This is a genomic window from Corynebacterium sp. CCUG 69979 (assembly GCF_024454095.1).
Lineage (GTDB): Bacteria > Actinomycetota > Actinomycetes > Mycobacteriales > Mycobacteriaceae > Corynebacterium > Corynebacterium genitalium.
This window is the reverse complement of sequence record NZ_JAGPZA010000002.1, coordinates 1-24,517: the sequence shown is the minus strand read 5'-3', so window position 1 is coordinate 24,517 and position 24,517 is coordinate 1. Positions and strand designations below refer to the sequence as shown.

At 61.4% G+C, this 24,517-nt stretch carries 26 protein-coding genes; 17 read left to right on the top strand and 9 right to left on the bottom strand.

All coding sequences use genetic code 11. From position 1 onward, the window contains the following. The first annotated feature begins 16 nt into the window (after window positions 1-16). The 3 genes from KBX18_RS01780 to KBX18_RS01770 are packed head-to-tail and all read left to right on the top strand — an operon-like array spanning window position 17 to window position 2,875. On the top strand, window positions 17-1,252 hold the full coding sequence (locus KBX18_RS01780) for a histidine kinase (protein ID WP_255994595.1): 1,236 nt from the start codon (window positions 17-19) through the stop codon (window positions 1,250-1,252). Between the two features lie 2 nt (window positions 1,253-1,254). Then, a complete protein-coding gene (locus KBX18_RS11845; protein WP_255994594.1) occupies window positions 1,255-1,932 on the top strand; it encodes a response regulator transcription factor in 678 nt (225 codons plus the stop codon). A gap of 49 nt (window positions 1,933-1,981) precedes the next feature. Further along, the gene (locus KBX18_RS01770) at window positions 1,982-2,875 is read left to right on the top strand and encodes a rhodanese-related sulfurtransferase (RefSeq protein ID WP_005287854.1); all 894 of its coding nucleotides are present in this window, start codon (window positions 1,982-1,984) and stop codon (window positions 2,873-2,875) included. On the opposite strand, the gene KBX18_RS01765 is transcribed toward KBX18_RS01770, so the two are convergent. From KBX18_RS01765 to KBX18_RS01755, 3 genes are all read right to left on the bottom strand, one after another. After that, a complete protein-coding gene (locus KBX18_RS01765) occupies window positions 2,863-3,348 on the bottom strand; it encodes a hypothetical protein (RefSeq protein ID WP_255994737.1) in 486 nt (161 codons plus the stop codon). The two genes, KBX18_RS01770 and KBX18_RS01765, sit on opposite strands and share 13 nt — an antisense overlap. 32 nt (window positions 3,349-3,380) lie before the next feature. After that, window positions 3,381-4,292: a universal stress protein gene (locus tag KBX18_RS01760; RefSeq protein ID WP_050748772.1), complete on the bottom strand. Its 912-nt coding sequence runs from the start codon at window positions 4,290-4,292 to the stop codon at window positions 3,381-3,383. 157 nt (window positions 4,293-4,449) lie between these two features. Continuing rightward, complete coding sequence (locus KBX18_RS01755) at window positions 4,450-4,908, bottom strand: MarR family winged helix-turn-helix transcriptional regulator (RefSeq protein WP_005287862.1); 459 nt, start codon at window positions 4,906-4,908, stop codon at window positions 4,450-4,452. Window positions 4,909-5,017: 109 nt separating this feature from the next. On the opposite strand from KBX18_RS01755, the gene KBX18_RS01750 reads away from it, so the two are divergent. The 7 genes from KBX18_RS01750 to rplI all read left to right on the top strand — a co-directional run bounded on the left by KBX18_RS01750 (window position 5,018) and on the right by rplI (window position 11,579). Further along, window positions 5,018-5,380, top strand: a complete 363-nt coding sequence (locus KBX18_RS01750) for a DUF5318 family protein (RefSeq protein ID WP_255994593.1) — start codon at window positions 5,018-5,020, stop codon at window positions 5,378-5,380. A gap of 151 nt (window positions 5,381-5,531) precedes the next feature. Next, window positions 5,532-7,760, top strand: a complete 2,229-nt coding sequence (locus tag KBX18_RS01745) for a transglycosylase domain-containing protein (protein ID WP_370686988.1) — start codon at window positions 5,532-5,534, stop codon at window positions 7,758-7,760. Between the two features lie 10 nt (window positions 7,761-7,770). Beyond that, window positions 7,771-9,309, top strand: a complete 1,539-nt coding sequence (locus KBX18_RS01740; protein WP_255994591.1) for a glycosyltransferase 87 family protein — start codon at window positions 7,771-7,773, stop codon at window positions 9,307-9,309. A gap of 143 nt (window positions 9,310-9,452) precedes the next feature. Then, window positions 9,453-9,926 carry a hypothetical protein gene (locus KBX18_RS01735; protein ID WP_156774794.1) on the top strand — a complete coding sequence of 158 codons (474 nt, stop codon included), beginning with the start codon at window positions 9,453-9,455 and terminating at the stop codon, window positions 9,924-9,926. 148 nt (window positions 9,927-10,074) lie between these two features. Continuing rightward, window positions 10,075-10,365: a 30S ribosomal protein S6 gene (rpsF, locus tag KBX18_RS01730; RefSeq protein WP_198002210.1), complete on the top strand. Its 291-nt coding sequence runs from the start codon at window positions 10,075-10,077 to the stop codon at window positions 10,363-10,365. Between the two features lie 125 nt (window positions 10,366-10,490). Further along, window positions 10,491-11,084: a single-stranded DNA-binding protein gene (locus KBX18_RS01725; protein ID WP_255994590.1), complete on the top strand. Its 594-nt coding sequence runs from the start codon at window positions 10,491-10,493 to the stop codon at window positions 11,082-11,084. Window positions 11,085-11,126: 42 nt separating this feature from the next. Continuing rightward, window positions 11,127-11,579, top strand: a complete 453-nt coding sequence (gene rplI / locus KBX18_RS01720; protein ID WP_255994589.1) for a 50S ribosomal protein L9 — start codon at window positions 11,127-11,129, stop codon at window positions 11,577-11,579. A 129-nt stretch (window positions 11,580-11,708) separates the two neighbouring features. On the opposite strand, the gene KBX18_RS01715 is transcribed toward rplI, so the two are convergent. Then, window positions 11,709-12,485 carry a hypothetical protein gene (locus tag KBX18_RS01715; RefSeq protein ID WP_005287883.1) on the bottom strand — a complete coding sequence of 259 codons (777 nt, stop codon included), beginning with the start codon at window positions 12,483-12,485 and terminating at the stop codon, window positions 11,709-11,711. Between the two features lie 424 nt (window positions 12,486-12,909). On the opposite strand from KBX18_RS01715, the gene dnaB reads away from it, so the two are divergent. Next, window positions 12,910-14,382: a replicative DNA helicase gene (dnaB, locus tag KBX18_RS01710; RefSeq protein WP_005287885.1), complete on the top strand. Its 1,473-nt coding sequence runs from the start codon at window positions 12,910-12,912 to the stop codon at window positions 14,380-14,382. Window positions 14,383-14,387: 5 nt separating this feature from the next. Here dnaB and KBX18_RS01705 read toward each other — a convergent pair whose 3' ends face one another. The 4 genes from KBX18_RS01705 to KBX18_RS01690 form a co-directional block, all read right to left on the bottom strand. Next, on the bottom strand, window positions 14,388-15,698 hold the full coding sequence (locus KBX18_RS01705) for an MFS transporter (protein WP_255994588.1): 1,311 nt from the start codon (window positions 15,696-15,698) through the stop codon (window positions 14,388-14,390). Window positions 15,699-15,752: 54 nt separating this feature from the next. After that, the gene (locus KBX18_RS01700) at window positions 15,753-17,963 is read right to left on the bottom strand and encodes a cation-translocating P-type ATPase (protein ID WP_255994736.1); all 2,211 of its coding nucleotides are present in this window, start codon (window positions 17,961-17,963) and stop codon (window positions 15,753-15,755) included. 319 nt (window positions 17,964-18,282) lie between these two features. Next, window positions 18,283-18,480, bottom strand: coding sequence for a heavy-metal-associated domain-containing protein (locus tag KBX18_RS01695; protein ID WP_255994586.1), 198 nt, complete (start codon window positions 18,478-18,480; stop codon window positions 18,283-18,285). Between the two features lie 66 nt (window positions 18,481-18,546). Then, window positions 18,547-18,750: a hypothetical protein gene (locus KBX18_RS01690; RefSeq protein ID WP_005287897.1), complete on the bottom strand. Its 204-nt coding sequence runs from the start codon at window positions 18,748-18,750 to the stop codon at window positions 18,547-18,549. A 95-nt stretch (window positions 18,751-18,845) separates the two neighbouring features. Between KBX18_RS01690 and KBX18_RS01685 the strand changes: the two genes are divergently transcribed. After that, on the top strand, window positions 18,846-19,220 hold the full coding sequence (locus KBX18_RS01685) for a co-chaperone YbbN (protein WP_255994584.1): 375 nt from the start codon (window positions 18,846-18,848) through the stop codon (window positions 19,218-19,220). A gap of 132 nt (window positions 19,221-19,352) precedes the next feature. After that, entirely contained in the window at window positions 19,353-20,213 is an 861-nt protein-coding gene (locus KBX18_RS01680; RefSeq protein WP_005287902.1) for a PspA/IM30 family protein, read from the top strand. A gap of 7 nt (window positions 20,214-20,220) precedes the next feature. On the opposite strand, the gene KBX18_RS01675 is transcribed toward KBX18_RS01680, so the two are convergent. Continuing rightward, window positions 20,221-21,429, bottom strand: a complete 1,209-nt coding sequence (locus KBX18_RS01675) for an NYN domain-containing protein (protein ID WP_255994583.1) — start codon at window positions 21,427-21,429, stop codon at window positions 20,221-20,223. 206 nt (window positions 21,430-21,635) lie between these two features. On the opposite strand from KBX18_RS01675, the gene KBX18_RS01670 reads away from it, so the two are divergent. From KBX18_RS01670 to KBX18_RS01655, 4 genes are all read left to right on the top strand, one after another. Next, window positions 21,636-22,010 carry a GntR family transcriptional regulator gene (locus KBX18_RS01670; protein ID WP_255994582.1) on the top strand — a complete coding sequence of 125 codons (375 nt, stop codon included), beginning with the start codon at window positions 21,636-21,638 and terminating at the stop codon, window positions 22,008-22,010. Further along, the gene (locus KBX18_RS01665) at window positions 22,007-22,831 is read left to right on the top strand and encodes an ABC transporter ATP-binding protein (RefSeq protein ID WP_255994581.1); all 825 of its coding nucleotides are present in this window, start codon (window positions 22,007-22,009) and stop codon (window positions 22,829-22,831) included. Before KBX18_RS01670 ends, KBX18_RS01665 begins: the two co-directional genes overlap by 4 nt. A gap of 2 nt (window positions 22,832-22,833) precedes the next feature. Next, complete coding sequence (locus KBX18_RS01660) at window positions 22,834-23,898, top strand: hypothetical protein (RefSeq protein WP_255994580.1); 1,065 nt, start codon at window positions 22,834-22,836, stop codon at window positions 23,896-23,898. 396 nt (window positions 23,899-24,294) lie between these two features. Beyond that, window positions 24,295-24,517: hypothetical protein (locus KBX18_RS01655; RefSeq protein WP_255994579.1), on the top strand; the 223-nt coding region annotated here is incomplete at its 3' end.

Genomic DNA, 24,517 nt, shown 5'->3' with positions numbered 1-24,517 from the left:
ACCCTACGATCCAGCAATGCCCGAGAAAGTCATGTTTGTGAACGACGCAAATAGGAACGAACTGAAGTCCCCCAGGACTTTTATGGACAAGCTCCTGGAGGCGTGGCACTCTTCTACCGAGACGTTGTGGCTGGGTGCACTGGCCGGTTTGGGATTCCAGCTCATGCTGAGCGTGTTCTCGTTGAGGGCTTATTTAACCTCTTGGGTGATGTGGGCGCTGGTGACCGCCGTGCAGTTTGCACTTCTTGTGGCAAGGCGCCGCTGGCCGCTGTATGCGCTGGCGGGGCAGTCGGTGATTTTCGCTCTTGGAGAGACGCTAACTGGTTCCGGGGCGTATTCGTTGGTCCCGTTTCTGATCTGTGTCGCAAGCGTTGTGCTGAGGGATAGGTCGCGCAATGTGCTCATTGGAATCGGCATGGCTGTGGCTAGTTCACTGGTCAGCACTTCTGGGTTGCACTCAGGGCGTGGCCCTCAACTTGAAGCAATGTTGCCTGTCCTATGGTATCTGGCAGTCGCGATTGCTCTAACGGCGTTCGCGCGCGGGCGATTGAACTCATTGGCGGAGCGGGACAGGCGCCTCGTGGCGGAACAACGTGAACGTGAAGCTGCCGCCAGACAACGAAAAGCAGAGTCGGTGTCACGGGTGGCCTCCAACTTGCACGACAGCGTGGGCCACAACCTCACGGGCATCATCACTCTCGCGGAGGGAATCTCGAAGCAGTCTGGCAACGAGCAAGTTGATGGAGTCGTAGATCTGGTCAACGAGTTAGCCCGGGAGGCGCTCGGTGAAACGCGGACTGCCATCCGTGCCATCAAGTCCGCAGAAACCGAGGAGCATGACGTGCTGCACCCGAGCGAGAGTGCTCGGACGTGGGAAGACATATCCCAATTGATCGGTAATGTCCGTTCCACCGGCTTGGATATCGCGGTGACGGAGAGGGGACAGCGCCCCGAGAATCCACGCATTCAAGACACGCTTTATCGGGTGGTGCGGGAAAGCCTCACGAACGTCATGCAGCATGCCCGGGACGCCACAGCGGTGACGATCACTTTCGCGTTCACCCAGTGCGGCGTCGAGGTGACACTCACGGACAATGGAACCGTGCTGTCACCATCCACCGCGCCGGGTGTCGGGCTGGACGGGCTGGCCATGCGTGTTCAACAGGCAGGCGGGACATTCAACGCCGGTTGGGCGGAAAACGGATGGAAGGTGCGTGCCACTCTTCCGCTCGAAGACGGTGATCCTCAGTGAGCGTGGGACGCACGAGGGTGCTCATTGTCGACGATCATCGGCCCGCGAGGATGGGGTTGAGCCTCATGGTCGACCGGTTCCCGGACATGGAGGTCGTTGCCTGTGTGGAGAACGGGAAGGAGGCAGTTGAGTGGTTGGCTGAGTGCAGGTCAGAGGGGAAGAAACTGCCCCATGTCGTTCTGATGGATATCAGGATGCCGGTGATGAACGGCATTGAAGCTACAAAGCAGATCACGAGCCACTACCCGGGGATCAAGGTTTTGGTGATGACAACCTACGACGAGGACGACTACGCTTTCGGCGCGTTGGATGCAGGTGCGACTGGTTACCTCCTGAAAGATGTTCGGGCTGATGAGCTGCATCGAGCAGTGTCTGCGGTGGCGCACGGCGACGCGATTCTCACCCCTAGGATCACTGCAGAACTTGTGCGTCAGCGGCCGCACAGGCCAACACAGGGCCGCCAAGCCCGAGCACGAGAAGCGTTTGAGGCCTTGTCTGCGCGAGAGTTCGAAGTAGCTAGCCTCGTTGCCCGGGGCATGAACAATGCCGAGATCGCCGAGCACCTCACGATTCAGCCGGACAGTGTGAAGAAGACCGTCTCGCGAATCCTCTCGCGCATGGACCTCCGCGACAGAACACAAATCGTTGTGCTGTGGTACGAAGCTGATCTGGCGACATAACCCGGCGGGGTGATTTCTCCCTGCACTGCTGACTCCATACACTAGTGGTGTGACCAGCAAAATCCTGCTCTACTACCAGTTCCGCCCGATCCCAGACCCGGAGGCGATCCGGCTCTGGCAGCGCGACCTGTGCGAGGGGCTGGGCCTCAACGGCCGGATCATCATCTCCCCTGACGGCATCAACGGCACCGTCGGCGGGGACATCAACGCGTGCAAAGCGTACGTCCGCAAAACCAAGGAATACTTCCGCGGCATCGAGTTCAAGTGGTCCGAGGGCGGCAAGGAGGACTTCCCCAAACTGTCGGTCAAGGTGCGCGACGAAATTGTCACCTTCGGCGTGCCCGAGGAATTGCGTGTCGACGACAACGGGGTCGTCGGCGGAGGCACGCACTTGAAGCCGGAGGAGGTCAATGAGCTCGTCGAAAAGCGTGGCGACGATGTCGTGTTCTTTGACGGCCGCAACGCGTACGAAGCGGAGATCGGCAAGTTCAAAGGCGCTGTCGTGCCCGATGTGGAGACCACCCACGATTTCATCGCGGAGCTCGAGTCAGGCAAATACGACTGGATGAAGGACAAACCAGTCGTGTCCTACTGCACGGGCGGAATTCGCTGCGAAATCCTCTCGTCGCTGATGAAGAACCGCGGGTTCGAAGAGGTCTACCAAATCGATGGCGGCATCGTGCGCTACGGGGAGAAGTACGGAAACTCGGGTCTGTGGGAAGGCTCGCTCTACGTGTTCGACAAGCGCATGCACACAGAGTTCGGCGCGGGTGCGGACGATGACCCGGAGTTTGTGCAGCTCGGCCACTGCGTGCACTGCGGCGCGCCGACGAACCAGCACTACAACTGCGCGAATGAGCCGGAGTGCCGGCAGCAGTACTTGAGCTGCGAAGCGTGCCGGGCGGAGAACCCGTACTGTGCGGAGTGCTCTCAGGGCGCGTAATCGGCGGCGAGCATGCCAACCGTCACCGTGAGCCACAGCATGGTGAACGGGACCAGCGGTAGCCAGAACACGCCCATCCACGGCATCCATCGCTCATAACGGTTGAGCTTGCGCACCATGATCACCGCGCAGCTGAGCAGAGCGACGACTGGGTAGATGGAGCTCAGGGCGGCCCACCACGTGCGGGCGGCTTGGGAACACAGCCACGTGGCCTCCCCCGCTTCGCACAACGGACCGCCGACGAGGCGGAAGATCAGCGCCAGAATCCCCGCAATCAGGAACGTGCCTGCAACTGCTGCGACACCGAACCAGATGGCTTGGCGGGTGGACGCCTGGTTGCGCTCGTTGAGCTGGGCGGGATCGGGTTCGCTTGCAAGCTCATCGAAAGAGCGCGGTTCCGGGCGCACCTTGTTGTAGTAGTCGGCCGCTCCATGCAGGTCATTCTCCGGGTGGTCCGGGCGGTCAGAGGGCATACTAGGCATAGCCTCCACCCTAGACTCCCCTGCTAGCGCTGCGGAAAAATCACGACGGGCACGGGAGCGTGCTCCAAGAAGTCGGTCGCGCGCGGACCAGCGAAAACACAGTTGGTTGTGGCCGGCCGGGACGCGAGGAAGAGCACGTCGCCCTTCTTCCACTTCTGCGAGTCCACCACGGTGTCCCAGCCGTCGCCGGCGCTGACCCGGGTTTCCACTTCGAAGTTCTTCAGGCCCTGCACGCCGAGCTTCTCGGCCATGTCCGAGACGACATCACGGGCCCGGTCGAGGAGGGCCAAGGATGTCTCGTTCCATTCGTCGATAAACGCGCGGTGGGGTGCGATCTGCTCGTTGTAGTCGTAGGTTTCCTCCGGGGAGAACGCCATGATGCGCAGATCGACGTCGAGGATCATCGCGATGGCGGCGGCGCTGGCAATGCCGGTGTTCGCGGCTTCATCGTTCTCATCGAGGAACGCGAAGTTGACCCGCGTGATGCCCTTCTTCGACAACTTCACCGCGCGCGGCGCCAACCCGACGGAGACCGGCGACGAGTGCATGAGCGCGTCCGCGGTGGACGTGGCCTTGAACCGTCCTTTGGCTGCCTTCGGTTTGGAACCGACTAGAACAAGATCGGCGTGAAAACGCTCGACCTCTTGCGTGAGCAGCTCGTAGCGCGGGGAGCCGTCGCGGAATACTGCGTAGTCCTCGTCCCACGCACCGCGCGGGACGTGTTCCTTGAGCGCTTCCCGGATTGCACCGCTGCGCTTCTCCTCAATCTCTTTAAGCCACTTCTTGTACTTCTTGCTGGTCTTGTTGCGCAGATGCGACCAGGGCTGCTTCTCGGTGGAAATCACCCGGATCTGTGCAGGCATGGTGCGCGCAAGCCAGCCAGCGAAGTGCACCGCCTCTTCCCCGGATTGATCCCAGCCCACAGCGATGCGCAAAGGGCGCTCCGGACCGACAGAGGTTAGGAGCTCAGGAGTGAGGGGTAAAGGATTCATAATGGCGCGCGAAAGAAAGGGATACCGTTAACGGAATACTAACGGTTCCCTAACTTTACATGTCTGCGAGGGGGTGTCGCGCGCCGTTGCGCCTGTTCGGCTACTCGACGTTGCCGGTGTTGTAGCTGTCGGCCAATGGGCCCAGGATGCGCGAGGCTTGCTGGAGCAGCGGAAGCAGCTCGTTGTCAAGCGTGCCAATCATCTCCGCGACGTACTTCACGCGCTCGTCGGAGACGCGCTCGTATTCCTTAATGCCTGTATCGGTCATCTCCACACGCACACCGCGGCGGTCGTTCTCGTCGCGCACGCGATGGATGAGGTTGCGCTGTTCCAGCTGGTGCAGGGTATTCGATGCCGTCGGCATGCGGATTCCCTCGTCGGCGGCGAGCTGACTAATGCGCATCGGGCCGGACTCGATGAGCCGTTCCAAAATGGAAAGCTGCGGCCCGGTCAGGTCAGACTGCTCGGAAATGCGGAAATAAGCGACGTAAAGCTTGGTGAGAAAAGGGCGGACATCCTTTGCGATTGCATAGGCGTCTTCGGGATTAATTTGTGACATGCGCTCGAGTGTAGAGGTAGTTGTACAAACAAACGAATATCCGATCGTCCTCAAGGTTGTTGTCTCTGTCACATTTTCGCCGCCGGTGGGGACGGATAAACTCAGCGTAATGTTCCGTTTCGAAGGAGAGGTCTCGCACGAGTGGGAGCGGCGCGCGGTGCTGCGCGACTTTCAGGCTGGTCGCGTGCAGCGCGAGGAGCTTTGCGACGCCGATTTTCTCCTCAAGGCCGCCGGCCGACACCACGGAGTCGACTCTGCCCGACCGTGTCCTATCTGCGAAGCAGTGATGCGGGATGTCCTGTGGATTTACGGGGATAACGTGGGTCGCCGCTCCGGAACAGCACGCAGTATTGATGAGATTGACGGCATAGTCGCAGAGGTCGGCCCCGTCACCGTTCACCGCGTGGAGGTCTGCGAGCGCTGCGGTTGGAACCACTTGCTGACCGAATCCCAGGCCGTCCCCGAGCTGTGAATCGCGAATGAAGACGGGGGGATACTGGGTGTTTTGTTGGTTGAGCAAGTACCCTGTCCTAGAGGTTTAAAGATTAGGCAGGGACACCCCATTGGCACGAGACACTGAATCCACCGGTAAGAAGCCGGAGCCCAAGAAGCCGACGCAGAAGATGTCGGCCGATAAGGCGACGGCAGATAAGGCGAGTAGTAAGGCCGGCGCTAAGACGGGCACGAAGCCGTCCGAGAAAGACTCCAGCACCCGTGTGACCAAGAAGAAGCGTCGCCGCGGGCAGTGGCTGGCAGCCCTGGCGTTGGCCGTTGTGTTGCTTCTGCTTGTGCCGCTGACGATCTTCGGTGTCAACTACGCCAAGGCGGACCTGCCTCAGCCGGGCGAGATTGACACCCCCCAGATCTCCACCATCTTCTACAACGACGGCCAGAAAGAGCTGGCCCGCCTTGTCCCGCCGGAAGGCAACCGTGAGCAGATCGCGTTGGACCAAGTGCCGGAGCATGTGCAGAACGCTGTCTTCGCCGCTGAGGACCGCGACTTCTGGGACAACTCCGGATTCTCCTTCACCGGTTTCGGCCGCGCCTTGCTCGGCCAGCTGACGGGTAATGACTCTGCTGGTGGTGGTTCAACAATCACCCAGCAGTACGTCAAGAACACCATCGTGGGTAATGAGCGTTCTTATACCCGTAAGTTCAATGAGCTGGTCTACTCCATCAAGATGACCAGGAACTGGTCCAAGGAAGAGATCCTCACCGGGTACCTGAACACCATTTACTTCGGCCGCAACGCCTACGGTATTGAAGCCGCCGCCCACGCCTACTTCAGCAAACCAGCCGCAGAACTGTCGGTCGAAGAGGGCGCTTTGCTTGCTGGCCTGATTCAGCTGCCCAGCCAGCTTGACCCGTGGAACAACCCGGACGAGGCGCAGAACCGCTGGGACTACGTGCTCGACGGCATGGTGGATCAGGGCTGGCTCAGCGCGGACGAACGCGCCGGGGCCCAGTTCCCGGACACGCGCGACCCGGAGACGTACTCCGCCTACACGGAGGCCACCGGCCCGAACGGTCTGATCAAGAACCAGGTGATCAGGGAGCTCGAGCAGATCGGTATTTCTGAGGCGGACGTGACCAACCGCGGCCTGCAGATCAAGACCACCATCGACCCGCATGTCCAGCAGCAGATCCTCGATACGGCTGAGACGCAAATGGCGACGCTGCAGGAGGATGCCCGTACCGGTGTCGTGGCGATCGACCCGAAGAACGGTGAAGTGCGCGGCTACTATGGTGGCGACGATCCATCCGGTTGGGACTATGCCGACGCTGGCCTGCAGACCGGTTCGACATTCAAGATCTTCGGTCTTGCGGCTGCGCTGCAGCAGGGCATCCCGCTGTCGGCGCCGTACGACTCCTCCCCCGTCACCGTCGGTAGCGCCTACATCACCAACTCCGGTGGCGGTGGCGGCGGCATGACCTCCATGGCTGACGCGCTGAAGAACTCCTACAACACCTCTTTCATCCGCATTCAGTCCGACCTGGACGACACCACCAACGACACCAAGGAAATGGCGCACGCGCTGGGTGTCGCCCGCCAGCTGCCGAATGTCCCGGAAACGTTGACCGAGCACGGTGAGCAACCACTCGACGGCATCATTCTGGGCCAGTACCAGTCCCGCGTTCTGGACATGGCCACGGGTGTGTCCACTCTGATTAACCGTGGTGTGTGGCACCCGACGCACTTCGTCCAGCAAGTCACCTCCGCCGATGGCGAAGTGCTCTACGAGTTTGATCCGGAGTACAAAGAACGCCGCGTGAACTCCCAGGTGGCAGACAACGTCGTCCAGGCGATGCAGCCGGTCGCTGGCTGGTCCCACGCGGCCCTGGCCGGCGGCCGCCCGTCGGCGGCAAAGACCGGTACCGTCCAGCTGGGCAACACTGGCCTGTCCAAGGACGCCTGGATGGTCGGCGGCACCCCAGAACTCTCCGTCGCGGTGTGGGTTGGTACAGCCGACAACACCACGGCCATCTACAACTCTTACGGCGGCACGATGTTCGGTGCGCAGGCCCCTGCCCAGATTTGGAAGGGCGTGCTCGACGGCGCGCTCGACGGCAAAGAATACGGCCAGTTCCCCGACGCCAAGCCAATCAACTGGGGAGTTGACCCCTACTCCGGCGGCACCTACGGCGGACAAAAGGGCTACTCCAGCCAGGATACCTCGTACAACTACAGCCAGCCTTCGCAGCAGCGGTCCGCTGCACCCGAGCCACAAGCCCCGGCGGCATCGGCCCCGCCGCCTGCCCCGGCACCGGCCCCGGCCCCGCCGCAAGCGCCAGAACCGGCACCGGAGCCACCGCCGAGCTTGGGTGAGATTCTCGACGAACTGGTCCAGTAAGGGGGGCGAGGTGAGCGTCGATAAGCGTCGCGCTGTGTGGGCGAACGCCGCTGACCGCGTGCAACCCGGAAAAACGGAGCCGGTTGCGCGCGGGGTCGTGGAAACCTTGGGCGGCCCCATGGGCCGTTTCGCGCAGATTGGCCGTGGCCGTTGGTGGACACCCCTGCGTGCCATCATGTCGGTGGCCTGGGTTTTCATGGCGCTCGGTGCACTGAGCAAGTCCAACTGTGCGCGCGGCAAGCTTGTCGACGGCTCCCTGCAACTCAACTGGGACGGCAACCGCCAATACACCTCTTTCTGCTACAACGACATCGTTCCCCTCTACGGCGGGCGCGGCCTTGACCAGCCAGGATTCGTTTACGACTACTCCTGGCAGGAAGGCGACCTCACCCGGTACATGGAGTACCCGGTACTGGGCGGACTGTTTCAAGGCGCGATGGGCTGGCTCTCTCGCAACACCTATCCCCTGGTCAGCTGGGCACTGCCGGATTCCGGTTGGTACTTCTACGTCACCGCATTCGTCATGGCGGTCATCTGGGTCTTCACCGCCCGCATGGTGGCCGAGCTGGCAGGTAACCGCATTTGGGACACCATGTTGGTGGTGGCCTCTCCCCTGCTCATCATGCACGCCTTCACCAACTGGGACATTCCCTCCATCGCGTTCATGGTCGGGGCCTTGCTGGCCGCCCGGAACAAGAAGTTCTGGCTCGCGGGAGTGCTCATCGGGCTGGGCACGGCGTTCAAGATGTGGCCGCTGTTCCTGCTGGGTGCCTACCTGGTCATTGCGCTACGCAAGAAGAAGGCCATGCCGTTCGTGCAGATGCTGGTAGCCACGGTGGTGTCGTGGCTGGTAGTCAACGTGCCAATCATGCTGTACAACTACGACGCCTGGCACGAGTTCCAGCGCCTGAACACCGAGCGCGGCTGGGAGTGGACCACGATCTACGCCGTGGCCTCCCGCGCCTTCGGGTGGAACGGCTTCGATTCCGGCGACGGCGCGCCGGTGATCCTCAACGCGGTCACCCTCGTGCTTTTCCTAGCAGGCTGTCTATTCGTTCTCGTCGCGGGATTAATGGCACCACAGACTCCGCGCGTCGCGGAACTGTTCGTGCTCATCGTTGGCTTCTTTCTGCTGTTCAATAAGGTGTGGAGCCCCCAGTACTCGCTGTGGCTTGTCATTCCGGCAGTGCTCGCACTCCCCCACTGGCGCCTGTTGCTGTCGTGGATGACGGTGGACATGTTGGTCTGGCCGATCCTCATGTGGCACATGATGGGCACCGACAACCTCGGGTTGCCCGGTGGGATGCTCAACCTCATTGTGGTCACGCGCGACGGTCTGATCATCGCGATCATGGTGCTCACCGTCATGCAGATGTACGGTCGCCGCCGCGACAAGGTGCGCGACGCCCACTTCGGGTGCGACCCGCTGCTGACCACACCCGCGGACTGGGAGGAGGCGAAAAAGACGTGGGAACCGCAACAATCCTCGGAATCTGCTCGATCTTCATCGGGTTCGGACTCTTTGCAGGGTGTTTCTTCGCAGTCGTGAAGAAGAAGCCGATGGCGCTCTCTGTCGCCTTAGGTCTCGCGGCGTTCATCTTCATGACGTTCGTGCCGGTCTTCCTGGCGGTGTTCATCGCAGCGCCCAACGCTGGCAGTTAACTGCCAGAAACCTTCTGTAGGGTGGAAACCATGAACATTAAGAGGGTTTCCGCTGCCATCGCTGCCTCCGCTTTGTCCCTCTCCGCGCTCACTGCGTGCGGTGAGACGGACGACGGCACCACCGGTACCGACGCCGGAGCCGAATCCACGGTGGCCGAAGAGGTTGAGACCGAAGGCGACGATCAAGTTCAGCAAGACGACGTAGCCGGCGATGATGACGCGGACGACGCAGACGACGCAGACGATGCCGATGATGGTGACGACGCTGCTGGTCGTGAACTGCCGAAGGAAGTGACTGGTTACACCCCAGAGGCGGAGTCTGAAATGGCTGACGAAGGCCTCAGCGCAGCTGATGTCGAGCGTGCCCTCGCCGCCGCCAACGATAATGAGCCCGGTGTGGAGACCAGGTGGGAAGACGACGGGTTCTGGGAAATCGCCTCCGGTGAGATCGACATCGATATCGACCCCCAGGGTCTGGTCCTCGACGTAGACAAAGACGACTAGTTAGCGCCGCAGATACGCCGCATTCTGATTTCTTCGCGGTGAGCTGCTGGGGTACGCTGGTGAGGTTGCTTGACGCAACGACCCTCCTGCCACCGTTAAAGGACGGTGGCCGAAACCATAGAAACGACCATAGGAGGTGATGAGGTCCGTGCGTCACTACGAAGTAATGATCATTCTCGACCCGAGTCAGGATGAGCGCACCGTTGCCCCGTCCCTGGACAAGTTCCTCGATATTGTCCGCCAGGATAACGGCAAGGTGGAAAACGTCGATGTATGGGGCAAGCGCCGTCTTGCATACCCCATCGACAAGAAGGAAGAAGGCGTCTACGTCGTAGTCAACCTCGACTGCGCAGCCGAGACCGTCCAGGAGCTCGACCGCCGTCTGAACCTGAACGACACCATTATGCGAACCAAGGTTCTGCGCACCGATAGCAAGTAAGCGCCGAACGTGAACGGGTAATCCCAGCTCAGGGTTTGTGTCCGGGGCGGACTATAGACTGGTTCGTGCAAGGACAACCCATTCCCGCTCATTCATTCAAGGTTTCAAGGTAAGGACGAAAGAACATGGCACAAGGCGACACTCCTATCACCGTCGTTGGCAACTTGGTTGCGGACCCTGAACTGCGGTTCACCCCGCAGGGCTTGGCAGTAGCCAACTTCCGCATTGCATCCACTCCGCGTACCTACAACAGGGACACGAACCAGTGGGAAGACGGCGAAGCTTTGTTCCTCACCTGCAACGTGTGGCGGAGCGTCGCCGAGAACGTCGCTGAGTCCCTGACAAAGGGCATGCGCGTGATCGTCAACGGCCGCCTCAAGCAGCGTTCTTACCAGAACCGCGAAGGTGAAAACCGCACCGTGTTCGAGGTCGAGGTCGACGAAGTCGGCCCGTCCCTGCGCTACGCCAGCGCCAGCGTCAACCGTAACCCGCGTGAGGGCGGGAACCAGGGTGGCGGCGGCTTCGGCGGCAACCAGGGCGGAAGCTTTGGTAACTCCCAGGGCGGCCAGAACGCCCAGAACACCGGTGGCTTTGGTAACTCCCAGGGCAACCAGGGCGGCCAGAACAGCCAGTCCAACAACCAGCCCGCGAATGATCCGTGGAATTCTGCTCCCCCCGCCGGCGGTTTCGGCGACATGGACGATGAGCCCCCGTTCTAAAGCAATCGACAAACATCAACTTTCAAACGAAAGGTAAGGATTATGAAGCTGATCCTCACCGCTGCCGTTGAGAACCTTGGTGAGCCCGGCGATATTGTCGAGGTCAAGGACGGCTACGGACGTAACCTTCTGCTTCCGCGCGGCCTGGCCATCCCGGCCTCCCGCGGCGCTGAGAAGCAGATTGAGGACATCAAGCGCGCACAGGAGCAGCGTTCCGTGCGCGACCTGGACCACGCTAAGGAGCTGCGCGACCAGCTCGACCAGCTGCAGGGCGTCACCGTGAAGGTGCGCACCGCTGAGAACGGCAAGATCTTCGGTTCGGTCAAGCCGGCCGACATCGTCGATGCCGTTGAGGCTGCAGGCGGCCCGGCGCTGGACAAGCGCCGCGTTGACATGCCGAAGGGGCTGGTCACCAGCACCGGCGGCTACCAGGTCAAGGTCAAGCTCCACGATGACGTGGAGGGCAAGGTGAACTTCGAGGTCGTGGGCGCGTAACACACGCCTAACGGCGATTGCTCTATAACAAGCAATCCAACGACAACAGCACGAAGGGCGCGGGCCCCGCTTGTGAGGAGTGGGGCCCGCGCCCTTCTTCTTCTTGCTTTGTTTCTGTTTGTGCGCGGGTTAGCGCAGCCCGGCTGGGAGTGGCAGCGAGGCGTCAATCAGCTCAAACGGCCCAACACCGCCGGAGATGACTCCCACAATGTAGGCGCGGCCGTCGCGGCCGGTGATCCACACCGGGGCACCGGAATCGCCCGTGAAGTTCAGCAGGAGAGCCACGATCTCACCAGTGTGAACGTTGGTGGACACCACAGGACCGCAGGTCCTGCTAGAGCGCGCGCCATCCTTGCAGACAATCTGGCCCGGTGCCACGGCGCTGACCGGAAGGCGTCCACCGATGGCGCGATCCGGGTTAATGGACCGAGCGAACTGTGTGAGGTTGTGGTCCATGCCAGAGTCGAGCCCCAACGTGAGGTTCCCACCGCGCGTCTTGCCGGCATCAGTAACGTGCGGGTCGAGGCGGAACCAGCTGTAGTCACGGAACGAGTCGGATGTGAAGCCCTTCAACCCGACGTTCAGGCCGCCCTGATCGAAGACATACCCGGAATCCGCCATGTTGGAGGCAATGACTGCGCCGTCGGATGAGTAGACACGGATAGGACGGCCACCATCGATGGGCATGAGGCAATGCCCGGCCGTGATCCCGTACTTCGCGCCGTCCCGGTGCGCCACGGAGTTGAGGGAGCACAGTGCTTTAGCCCCGTTACTGTAATGGATCTCGATCTTATCGCCGGCATAAACCGGTGCTGCGGAGGCGGGGGCAACGCCGCACGCAACGGCGACCACTGTGGCCATCGCGGAGATTACCGCGCGGCGGAAACGGGAAAAACGGGAGGTCATAGCAGCACAATAGCAGGTGGTTCCAGCAATCAAGCGCCGCATAACAATCTGGTGTCCACACTGCCTGTGGATAACTAGTGGAAAAGTCCAGTCCAATGAGAGAAATTTACGCGGAGGAGAGCGGTTTATAGCACTTTGGTTACCTTGTCAAATGTGCTGGTGGTCGAGTTATTCACTGTTCGTGGAAGACGCATGACGCGGAATGTATCGGGGTTAAGCAGTCACGATGGGCGAATCTGTGAAAAAGTAACTGAATATTCCACAGAGATTCCACAGCCGTGGGAGGCATGTGGGTCACGAATCAGGGAATAACGGGCTTATTCCACAAGGACCTGTGGATAACTCCAGCGTGATGAGTCCACAAGAGTGGTCCGCTCGTGCCCCGGCGGGGTAGCATCACTTCGATGACTGGAGGGAGTTCACGATGACTGCAGGCAATGTCGCTGGAGGGGACAGCTTCGACGACCGGTTTGAGGACCTTGTTCCTCCGCCGCCTGAGCCGGAGGACGGCGGCGGGTACAGGAGCAACCGTCGCAACGGCCGCGGCTTCACGTCTGAGCGCGAGGACTTGAGCGAGTACCGCCAGCCCCCGCATGACCGGAAAGCCGAGCAGGGTGTGATTGGTGCGATGCTGCTCAGCCCCAATACCGTCACCGATGTGATTGAGGAGCTGCGGGAGGAGGACTTCTACTTCCCGGCCCACCAACTGATTTATCAGGCGATTCTGGACCTGTACTCCCAAGGCTCGCAGATTGACGTCCTCATTGTCTCCGGCCGTCTTGACCGGATGGGACAGCTCGAGCGTGCTGGGGGAGCGCCGTACCTGCACACCTTGATCTCCGAGGTTCCCACCTCTGCCAACGCGCGCTACTACGCAGACATAGTTGCCGAGAAGTCCACGTTGCGCCAGCTTGTGGACGCGGGAACACGTGTTGCCCAGCTCGGCTACGACGGCGGCGAGGGCATGGAGATCGAGGCTCTGGTGGATCGCGCGCAACAGGAGATCTTCGCCGTCGCGCAGACCAAGACGGGGGAGGACTACCAGGCACTCGCTGAGCTGCTCAAGCCTACTGTCGACGAGCTTGCTGCTTATGAAAAAGACGGCGGCCTCGCTGCCGGCGTGCCAACGGGCTTCCTCGATCTCGACCGGCTGACCAACGGCCTCCATGCTGGTCAGATGATCATTATCGCGGCCCGTCCTGGTGTGGGTAAGTCGACCCTCGCCCTGGATTTCGTGCGGTCGTGCTCGATCCACAACGACCTGACCTCGGTGATCTTCTCGCTGGAAATGAGCGCCTCCGAGATTGTGATGCGCCTGCTGTCTGCAGAGACCGAGATCAAGCTCTCCGCGATGCGTTCGGGCCAGATGGAGGAGTCTGACTGGGAGAAGCTCACCAAACGCCTCCGCGAGATCCAGCAGGCGCCGATCTTCGTCGATGATTCTCCGAACCTGACGATGATGGAGATCCGCTCTAAAGCCCGCCGCCTCAAGCAGCAGCACGGCCTAGACCTCGTGGTGCTGGACTATATGCAGCTGATGAGTTCGGGCCGCAAGGTCGAATCCCGCCAGCAAGAGGTCTCCGAGTTCTCCCGCCAGCTGAAGTTGCTGGCCAAGGAGCTAGAAGTGCCCGTCATCGCCATCTCCCAGCTCAACCGTGGCCCGGAGTCACGCACCGACAAGCGCCCGCAGTTGGCGGACCTGCGTGAATCGGGTTCATTGGAGCAGGACGCGGACATTGTCATGCTGCTGTACCGTCCGGACTCCCAGGACCGCGACAACGAGCGTGCGGGTGAGGCGGACATCATCATCGCTAAGCACCGTGGTGGCCCGATCGACACGATCGCGGTGGCGCACCAGTTGCACTACTCGCGCTTCGTCAACATGGCGCGGGGTTAAGCCGGTTAAGACAGCACTTTCCCGCGCTGTTCGGGCAGGGTGAGCGCAGCGATGCACGCCACGGCGAAGGCCGCTGCGAACACCCCGAACACAGCCGTGGGCCCGCCGAAGCTGAGCACCGGAGGCACAATGAGAGGCGCGATGATCGACCCGATTCGCCCGAACGACGCACCGGCACCTGTGCCCGTAGCGCGGATCGAGGTTGGGTAGAGCTCCGGACCGATCGCGTAGAGGGCACCCCACGCACCCAGGTTGAAAAAGGACAGTAAGCAGCCGGCGGCAATGATCTGCCACGGAGCCCCTGCCAAACCATACAAAACGGCGGCGCCAGCAGACCCGGCGAGGAAGACCGATAGAGTGATGCGGCGGCCCCAGACTTCAATAAGCCACGCGGCCGCGGCATAACCGGGAAGCTGCGCGATAGTGATGATGAGGGTGAACGTGAACGACCGCACCAGGGTGAAACCTTGGTCCACCAGCAGCGACGGAATCCAGATGAACGCGCCGTAGTACGACAGCGACACCCCGAACCACACGAGCCAGAACGCGGCAGTGCGCTTGCGCATCGCTGGCCCCCATATCCCGCCGCTGACCTCCGGCTCTGGGTCGCCGGGCGGGGAGTGGTCGATCTCAGAGGTGTCGGCGGCGGCCTCAAAGGTCCGCACGATCTCCTCGGCTTCATCGTGGCGGCCTTTCGATTCAAGGAACCGCACTGACTCGGGCAAGCCCATGCGCACGTAGATGGCATAGAGTGCGGGTACAGATCCGAGGGCGAATCCCCAGCGCCACCCGGTGTCACCCTGGCTGACTACGAAGGTTCCGATCACGGCCGCCATGATCCACCCCACGGCCCAAAACGCTTCGAGCAATACGACCATTCGCCCGCGGCTCTTACGGGGCGCGAACTCGCTGACCAAGGTGGACGCCACGGGTAGCTCCGCACCCAGGCCGAGGCCGACGAGGAACCGGAACACCATGAGGGAGCTGACAGACCAGGCGAGGGCGGAGGCACCCGTCGCTAAGCCGTAGACCAGCAAAGTGGCCGCAAAGACCTGCCTGCGCCCGATCTTGTCCGCGAGCAGCCCGCCTAGAGATGCCCCGATGGCCATTCCGATGAAACCAATCGACGCGATCCATGACGTCGTGCCCTTATCCAGGTCCCAGTGCACGGCGAGCGCGGCGATGATGAACGACACAAGGCCGACGTCCATCGCGTCGAGCGCCCAGCCCACGCCCGAGCCGACGAGCAGCCGACGGTGCTGGGAAGTGACCGGGAGACGGTCGAGACGCTCGTTGCGGGTCAGAGTATTGTCCATGGGCAGTGAGCATAGCTCCTGCCCGGGCAGGTCAACTACTTTAAATTCACTTTTCTAGCGCTCGCTGACCGAAGTGAACCGGTTGAGCCGTAGCGAGTTGCTCACCACGAACACTGAGCTGAACGCCATGGCGATGCCGGCGAACATGGGGTTGAGCAGGCCGATGGCCGCCACCGGGATGAGCAGCACGTTGTAGGCGAAAGCCCAGAACAGGTTGCCCTTGATGATGCTCAGGGTGCGCCGCGACAAGCGGATCGCGTCTGCCGCAGAGCGCAGGTCGCCGCCCATGAGGGTGATGTCGGCGGCCTCAATGGCCACGTCCGTGCCCGACCCCATGGCTAGGCCCAAGTCCGCGGTGGCCAAGGCAGCGGCATCGTTCACGCCGTCGCCGACCATCGCGACAGTGTTGCCCTCTGCCTGCAGCTTTTCGACGACACGCACCTTGTCCTCCGGCAGCACCCCCGCCGTGACATTATCCGCATCGATGCAGACCGCAGTAGCTGCCGCGCGGGCAGCCCCTTCGTTGTCACCGGTGAGCAGGTGCGGGGTGAGCCCCAGCTCGCGCAAGTCCTCAATGGCTTGTGCAGAGGTGTCTTTGACGGTGTCGCGCACAGCGATCGTGCCGGCGGGGGAGCCGTCCACGGTCACGGTGACAGCCGTGGCGCCGTCAGCCTCGAAGGCTTCCGCCTCGGGTCCGCGGCCGCGGCCGATGGTGACGGAGGTGCCGTCGATAAGCGCGCGGACGCCCTGGCCGGCCTCGTTGCTGAAATCTGTCGCCTCGGGGATGTCGCCGTCTGCGGCGGCGACGATGGCGCGTGCAATGGGGTGCTCGGAGCCGGCCTCGACAGCGGCGGCGAGCGACAGGACCTGCTCTTCGGTGAAACCGGATTCAGGCGCGACGGCGTCGACCGCCATTTCACCGGTGGTGACGGTGCCGGTCTTGTCCAGCACAATCGTGTCCACGCGCCGGGTCGACTCGAGGATTTCCGGGCCCTTGATCAGCAGACCCATTTGTGCGCCGCGTCCGGTGCCGACGAGGATCGCCGTGGGCGTAGCCAGGCCGAGCGCGCACGGGCACGCGATGATGAGCACGGCGACTGCGGCGGAGAATGCCGCCGGCGCGTCGTGGCCGATCGCCATGTGCACGGCCAGCGTGATCAGCGCAACCACGATGACGGTCGGGACGAAAATGCGGGAAATACGGTCCACAAGCTTTTCGACGGGCGCTTGCCCTGCCTGCGCCTGCCGCACCAGTTCGCTCATCCGCGACAGGGTGGTTTCGGAACCCACCCGCGTGGCCTCGACGATGAGGCGGCCAGTCTGGTTGACCGTGGCGCCCGTGACGGTGTCGCCGGGAGCGACGTCGACAGGCACGGACTCGCCGGTGATCATCGAGTTATCCACGGCGGATACACCGTCGATCACGATGCCGTCCGTGGCGATCTTCTCACCGGGGCGGACCACGAAACGGTCACCGACAGCGATCTCGGAGGTGGGTACGCGGATCTCTTGGCCGTCACGGATAACAGCGGCGTCTTTGGCGCCCATTGTCGCGAGGTCACGCAGAGCTTCAGAGCTGCGTCCCTTCGCCTTGGTTTCGAACCACCTTCCCAGCAGCAAGAACGTGATCACCACGGCGATGGTTTCCAGGTAGATCTCATCCATCGCATGACCAGCGTTCGCACCGGGGGAGAGGCTCATGTCCATCGTCATTCCGGGTTCGCCGGCGTTGCCGATGAACAGCGCCCACACTGACCACAGGTACGCTGCCGTCGTGCCCAGGGTGATCAGGGTGTCCATGGTGACGGCACCGTGGCGCAGGTTCGCGATTGTCGCCTTGTGGAACGGCGCGCCGCCATTGATGTAGATCAAGGTGGTGAGCGTGAAAACGAGCCACTGCCAGTTCGTGAACTGGAGGGCCGGGACCATCGAGATTACCGTCACCGGCACGGCGAGAATCGCTGACCAGATGACTTTCCACTTGAGGTCGCTTGCTTCAGCTTCGCGGGCGGCTTCAATGCGGTCGGTGTCGGAAGCGTCGCCGTCGGCTGTACCTTCGGAGCCCGCGGTATCGCCGCTGCCGCCGCCGAGCGCGAATGCGTCGTACCCGGCGTCTTTGACAACCTGGATGAGCTGCTCGCGGTCAGTTTTGGACGGATCGTAGTCGACCGTCGCCGTCTCAGTGGAGTAGTTGACGTTGGCTTCCACCCCGTCAAGCTTGTTCAGCTTGCGTTGGATGCGGTTGGAGCACGAGGTGCAGGTCATCCCGGTCACACCCAGTTCGAGGTGCTCCAAATAGTTGGTGCTTGTCTGTGGTGTGGGGGCGGGTGCGGGGGCGCTCACTGTAGATGTATCTCCTCCCGGGTAGCGCGGCTTGAACCTTTCTCACCCTATGGAACGGCGAGGTAAGGGAAGATATTCCGAGAGGCGCGCAACGTGGTGCACCTCACCAGAGCGGTCCAAATGCAGAAAAGTTGACAAACCCGATTTCGCTCTAGACCTGAACGTGCAGGTTGGCGAGTTTTCGCCGGTTAAACCAGTGTCGAGTTTGTCAACTTTTCCGCAAGGGATACCGCGGGGGCCTCTAGACCAGCTTGTAACCAGCCTCTGCAACAGCGGCAGCGACGGCGTCGCGGTCGAAGCCTTCGCCCTCAACGGTCACGGTGCCAGCTTTGTGGTCGGCGGTTGCGCTGGTCACGCCGGCGACTTCGCTGACCTCTTCGGACACGCTCATTTCGCAGTGTTCGCAGGTCATGCCTTCTACGGTGAATGTCTGTGCCATGGGAGTAGTCACCTTCCAAAAAGGAACTCGGTTGTTCTTACGGTTCCCATGGTAGGACGGTTGGCATTAAGCGTCGATAAGCGAAAAGCCTGCGTACTCGACGGCGTACTCGATCTGTTCGTCGGTGAAGCCTTCGCCTGTGACCCGCATGACCTTTGTTTCTGCATTGATGTCGACGCCTTGGGTGCCCAGCACCTGGCTCACTTCAGCTTGCAGAGTATCCACGGAATTGGTGTCTGTCGGGCCCTCGAACCGGTAGTTCTTGGTCACGCTTGCTCCTTTTCTCGCTCGCGGGGAATGTCCGCGCCCTTGATAAGGTTGTACTCATCGACAGACGTTACTAGAGCAGACTCAGGAGAATAAAAATGAGCACCATCAATGTAACCGAGGACACGTTCACCGAGACCGTCGAGAACAACGACATTGTGATCGTTGATGCGTGGGCTGACTGGTGTGGCCCGTGCAAGGCGTTCGCCCCGACTTTCGAGGCTGCGTCTGAGAAGCACGAGGACGTGACCTTTGCCAAGCTGGACACCGAGGCTAACCAGGGTCTTTCCTCTGCGCTGCAGATCCAGGCGATTCCGACGCTCTTCGCGTTCCGCGAGGGCATCTTGCTGGGGCAGACCCCCGGCGCTATGCCGCCGGCTGGGCTGGAGGAGTTCATCCAGGCTGTGCGCGACGTTGACATGGAGCAGGTCCGCGCTGACATCGCAGAGCAGAACGAAAAGACTGAGGGCTAGTCGCTTTTCGACGGCTTCCCGTCACACCGCCCGCGCCGCAGACGGCCGGGCGGTTTTTCGTGCCCGGGTGAGCCGGGAACCGTTCGCGTAGACTCGGGGCACACTTTCCCGACGAAAATCTAAGGAATCACCATGGCTAACCCGTTCAGCAAGGGCTGGAACTACCTGATGCAATCCTTCGACACGGCGATCGATGAGAACGCCGACCCGAAGGTCCAGATCGAACAGGCTGCGAACGCCGCTAGAGAGCAGCACCGCGCTATCACGCAGCAGGCCGCGGAGATCATTGGCCAGAAGAAGCAGCTGGAGATCAAGCTGGGTCGTGTCCGCGAACAGCAGGCGTCTTTGCAGGACAAGACCAAGACTGCGTTGCAGATGGCTGACCAGGCAACCGCTGAGGGTGACACCGCCAAGGCCCAACAGTTCAACACAACCGCAGAGACGCTCGCAGCTCAGCTGGTGGCTACGGAGCAGGAGCTCGAGGGGCTGACCACGCAGTACGGCGCCGCAGAGCAAGCGGCCGCACAGGCCGAGCAGCAGCAGAAGCAGTCCGAGGCCCGCCTGCAAGAGCAGATGAATGAGGTCAACCGCCTGCGCCAGCAGGTCGACCAGGCCAAGATGCAGGAGCACACTGCCCAGACGATGGACACCATGGGGCAGTTCAGCCAGAACGACAACGTACCCACGTTGGATGGGGTGCGCGAGAAGATTGAGAAGCGCTACGCTACGGCACTCGGCCAGCAGGAACTGGCTGAATCTGGTGCGAGTGCCGCGATGGCTGAGATCGAGTCCGGCCAGACCGATGTCGCTGCATCATCCAAGCTTGCGGAGATCCGCGCGTCGATGCAGGCAGAGTCCGCTGGCGAGCTGACCCAGGGGTCGGCCCAGGCTGCTGCAAGCGATGATGCGGAGCAACACGAAGAGGCCCTCGAGCGTTTCGACGATGAAGCCCCACAAGCTCCGCTCAACGCGGAAGAGGCCGACAACCGCTAGTGAGTGCTTAGCTCTGGGTCCGGCGGATGTTGATCAGCACTCCGCGGATCCCGGAGTGGAAGCCGTCTCGCAGGTTGACGCGCTGGCTCTCGCTGAGCGTGTACTCATGAAGGGTTTCGCAGGCGAACTGCAGCAGCGGCCTGTCGATTTCGGGGGGAAGGCCGCCTCCCGAGAGAATGTGCGCTTTGTCGCGCTGCTCGGAAGAGGCGGCATTGTCGAACCACCACGTTGCGTACTGCTGGCCCACATCGAACGGGGTTTGGAACCCGGAGGAGGTCCATACTTCTTCCGGCAGCGGAACGTAGCGGGAGCGCAGTTTCCGGCGCGGCGCCATCATCGAGGGTTTCGGCGAGCTGGCTGCTAGTTGGGCTGGCGATGGCGGGCCAGGTGTGGGGCAGGGGTTGGGTGCCACGTGGTCCGTTGACTCGTGGGCAGCCTCGCGCTTGCCGCGCCCCTGCTCGGGCTTCTGTTCAGGTTCGGCGTGGTCTGCCTGCTCCACCTTTTGCTGCGCGAGTTCCTCAGCGGCGGCATCCGCCTCCGCCTGCGCGACGTGGGAAGAAAGAGGCTGTTCGCCGTCGGGGCGGGGAACGCCGCACATGCCGTCTTGGGTGTCGGTCTCGTCGATCGCGTCGACAAGCGGGCGCTCGCGAATGGTCGGTGGAAGCGGGCCCTCGAGCACCTGGAGCTGCATTGCTTCGGCGAAATCCTCGCGCGGATCGAGGATGGTGGTGGAGTCGCACGCGTGGCGCAGAGCTGAGGACATAGAGTCCCAGCCAAAGCCGTAGAGGTGCATGCGGACGCCTGCGTTGGTAGCTTCCTCGACGCCGGGGATCATGTCGGCATCGCCGCTGACCAGCACGAAGTCGCTGTACTGGCCGCGCATGGCGTTGGCCACGATGTCGGCGACAAGGCGGGTGTCCACGCCTTTTTGGGTGCGCCGCTCGCCCCATTCGATGAGTTGGCCGGTGCGCAACTGCACGCCGTCGCACGTGCGTAGAGCGCGCTGGTAGCGGTGGGGGCCAGAGTCTGGGATGCCGTCGTACCAGAACTGGCGGTGGATGGGTTGGTGTAGTTGCTGGGTAATCATGGTCCCGAGGTTGGCAACGACCTCGGGGAGGTCAATTTCTAATTGTGATCTCGCGCCTGTTTCCCACGAGTTGTAGAAACTCGCAAGTAAATATGACGTATCAACGAAAACGACTGTGCGCTCAAGCATGGCTCCTAAATCCGTATCTATTCATGTAGCTAATAACTTTTGTCGGTATCCAGTCTGCCTTAACTTGGATGAGCTTGTCAGATGCGCGCCGTCTACCTGCACGAATCTGTGAATTCAGGAATTGCTTGATGGGAGCCGTTGCCATTCTGTCCCGATAGTTGTACGGTTAGCTACACCACTAACTAACCGACGAACCGGAGGTTGCGATGGGCAACGACACAGAGCCGCTGTTCATGCAGATCGCACGCCTTATTCAAGACCAGATAGTGGATGGCCACCTAGAGGCCGGGGCCCGCGCACCGAGCACCAACGAGCTGGCGGCGTTCCATGAGATCAACCCCGCGACCGCGCGCAAAGGGCTCACGCTCCTTGTGGATGGCGGGGTGCTGGAAAAACGGCGCGGGATCGGCATGTTTGTCACGCCCGACGCGCGCGAACGCATCCTCGCGCAGCGCCAAGCGGAGTTTGCGGGCGCGTACATCGCCCCGCTTATCGACGAAGCACTTCGCCTCGGCCACGACCTACCCACTCTCCACGACCTTATTGACCGCGTTGCAGAAAGTAGAGGAATGTACAAGTGATAATCGCACAGGAACTGACAAAAACCTTCGGCGGGGAGACGGTACTGGACCGGCTCGACCTCGCGATAGAATCCGGCGGCATCCACGGCCTGCTCGGCCGCAATGGCGTGGGCAAGTCCACTCTGCTCTCGCTCATCGCCGGCCAGCTCAAGCCCTCTGATGGCGAGCTCGATGTCTTCAACCAGAAACCGTTCGACAACGCGACCGTCATGGACCGCGTCTCCCTGACCGGTGTCGATGTCGCCTACCCGGGCGCATGGTCCGTCCGCGACATCCTTACCGGCGCGCAGTTGCGGTACCCGGGGTGGGATCGCGGAATCGCCGACGATCTTGTGGCTGATTTTGCTCTCGACGACGCAATGACGACGGCGTACAGCCAGCTGTCGCGTGGTCAGCGAGCAATGGTCGGCAACATCGTCGGTCTCGCGTCGGGCGCAGAGCTCACGCTTCTCGACGAACCCTACGTCGGCCTCGACATCCACAACACCGACGTCTTCTACCGCCATTTGCTCGAGCTTTCCGGGAATGGCCGAACGTTCATCATGGCAACGCACCACATTGAGGACGCCGCCAAGCTCCTCGATTCCGCGATCATTCTTGGCCGCGACGGCCGCATCGCCGCGCACATTCTCGCAGAGGAGGCCGACGATTACGTCGTGGCGACCGGCTCCTTTGACAAGCCCGAGCACGCGCTCGCTTATCGACGCACCGACGCCGGGTCCCGCGCCCTCCTCCCCGCCACAAGCGCCACAGGCCTTTCGGCGCGCACCGCGCCTGCCGACCTCGGCGACGTTATCGAGTCTCTCCTGGAGGTGAGCTAACCATGGCTGTAACGATGACAGCCCTTGATGCCCCATTCTTCTGGCACCAGTTCAAGGCAGGGTCACGGTGGCGCCTGCTGCTCCTGCCCATCGCGTTCATCTTTCTCATCGGTGGAGCCTGGGTGGGCAGCTGGACGTCAGTGGTGGGAGGTAGTCTCATCGGCTCGTTGACCCTGCTGGACGGCCTATACCCAGAAAAGAACATCTTCCGGGCGTTGGGGATGAATGCGGCTAGAGCGCGCAGCCAGCTACTCATGGTGACGGCGCCGGTCGTTATTGCCGCAGCATTGATCTACCTTCTCTTTGTGCCCGGCATGAAGGGGGTAACCGGTGCGCTCATCGCAGCCACCTGCGGAGTGTTGTTCGTAGCCACCCACGATGCTGTCGGTGATCAGGCGCGTTACGGCGAAGTGGAGTCCACGCATATCCGGCCGTCTGGTTCGCTGCTGGTCCAAGCTATGTGGTGGCCGACGCTGTTGGGCGCCGCCATTGCCGGTGCCGGGCTCTCACTGGCAATCTATCTTGCCGGTTTCATCGAAAACGATACGTTTTCTTCCATCGTCGCAGCTTTGCCCGTGCTGTTCTTCTTCATGTGGCTCGGCACCGAGACAGTGATGAGTGGTCTGAGCCCACTGGTCGCGCATTCGTACGGATTCACCCGAAAGGCGTGGGCAGTGCACGTGCTTGCAGTCAGTGTGGGTGCGGGAGCAATTCTCGGCGTGATTGCAAGCGCCGGAAGCATTCTATTGCCCATTGACCACGTCGATGTTCAACCGGAGATGTTCATCCTGGTGGCAGTGACAGTTGTGGCGTTCGGAGTATTCGCCGCAGGCACCGTCTCCAAAGCCAAGGCACTCTTTCCGGCGGCAGGATTCTTACTCTGGTTCGGCGTGCGTGACCTCCTGCGATTCGAGGAAGCTGCGGGGCGAGTCCCACTTGGACTGCTTATCGTTTCCGCTGCTGTCGCGCTCGTAGGCTGCGTGTTCATGGCGCTCTACATCGCAGGCAAGATCAACCTCACCCACGACAACATTCGCAGCATGTCTAGCGTTGGCGGAGATAGCTAGAAACCGTGTTTGTGCTGGGGGTTTGTGTTGTTGGTGGTTGGTGTGTAGCTTTATGTGAGTCAGCGTGACCGACAACGCCCCGCCGGACAGTGTGGTTTGGTGAGATGGCGGTAGGAAAACAATCGTTGGCAGGGATCTGAAACACTTTCACTGAGTATCAAGTGATTTGCTTGGTGTGGTGGTGGGTGTGTAGGGTCGTCCAAGCTACTTCAAGCAGGTCCGATTGGTTTCGGGTGTGTTTGGGTGTGCGTGTGTTGTGTGAGAACTCGATAGTGTGCCAATGTTTTTTGGTTGGTTGTGTGCGATCTTGATGCCTGCACGTGTTTGTGTGTGGTGTGTGCTGGTCGGTGGTGCCTGAACCTATTGATGGGGTGTCACTGTGCTGGTTGGTCGTGTGTGACTGATTGGAAATATATTTTTTGTCGTCCCTGTTCTTCCTCGTCGGATGTGGGGGCGGCTGTTTTGGATGAACCGTATGGTTTGTCTAGTAATTTTAGGATTGCCAGTTCACGCACTGGCGCATGGCTTTTGTTGGTTGTGTGTTTGTGTGTGGGTGGTTTTGTTTTGGTTGGGTTTTGGGCTTTTCACGGCCTGTTTCACTGTGTTTTGTTGAAACTGT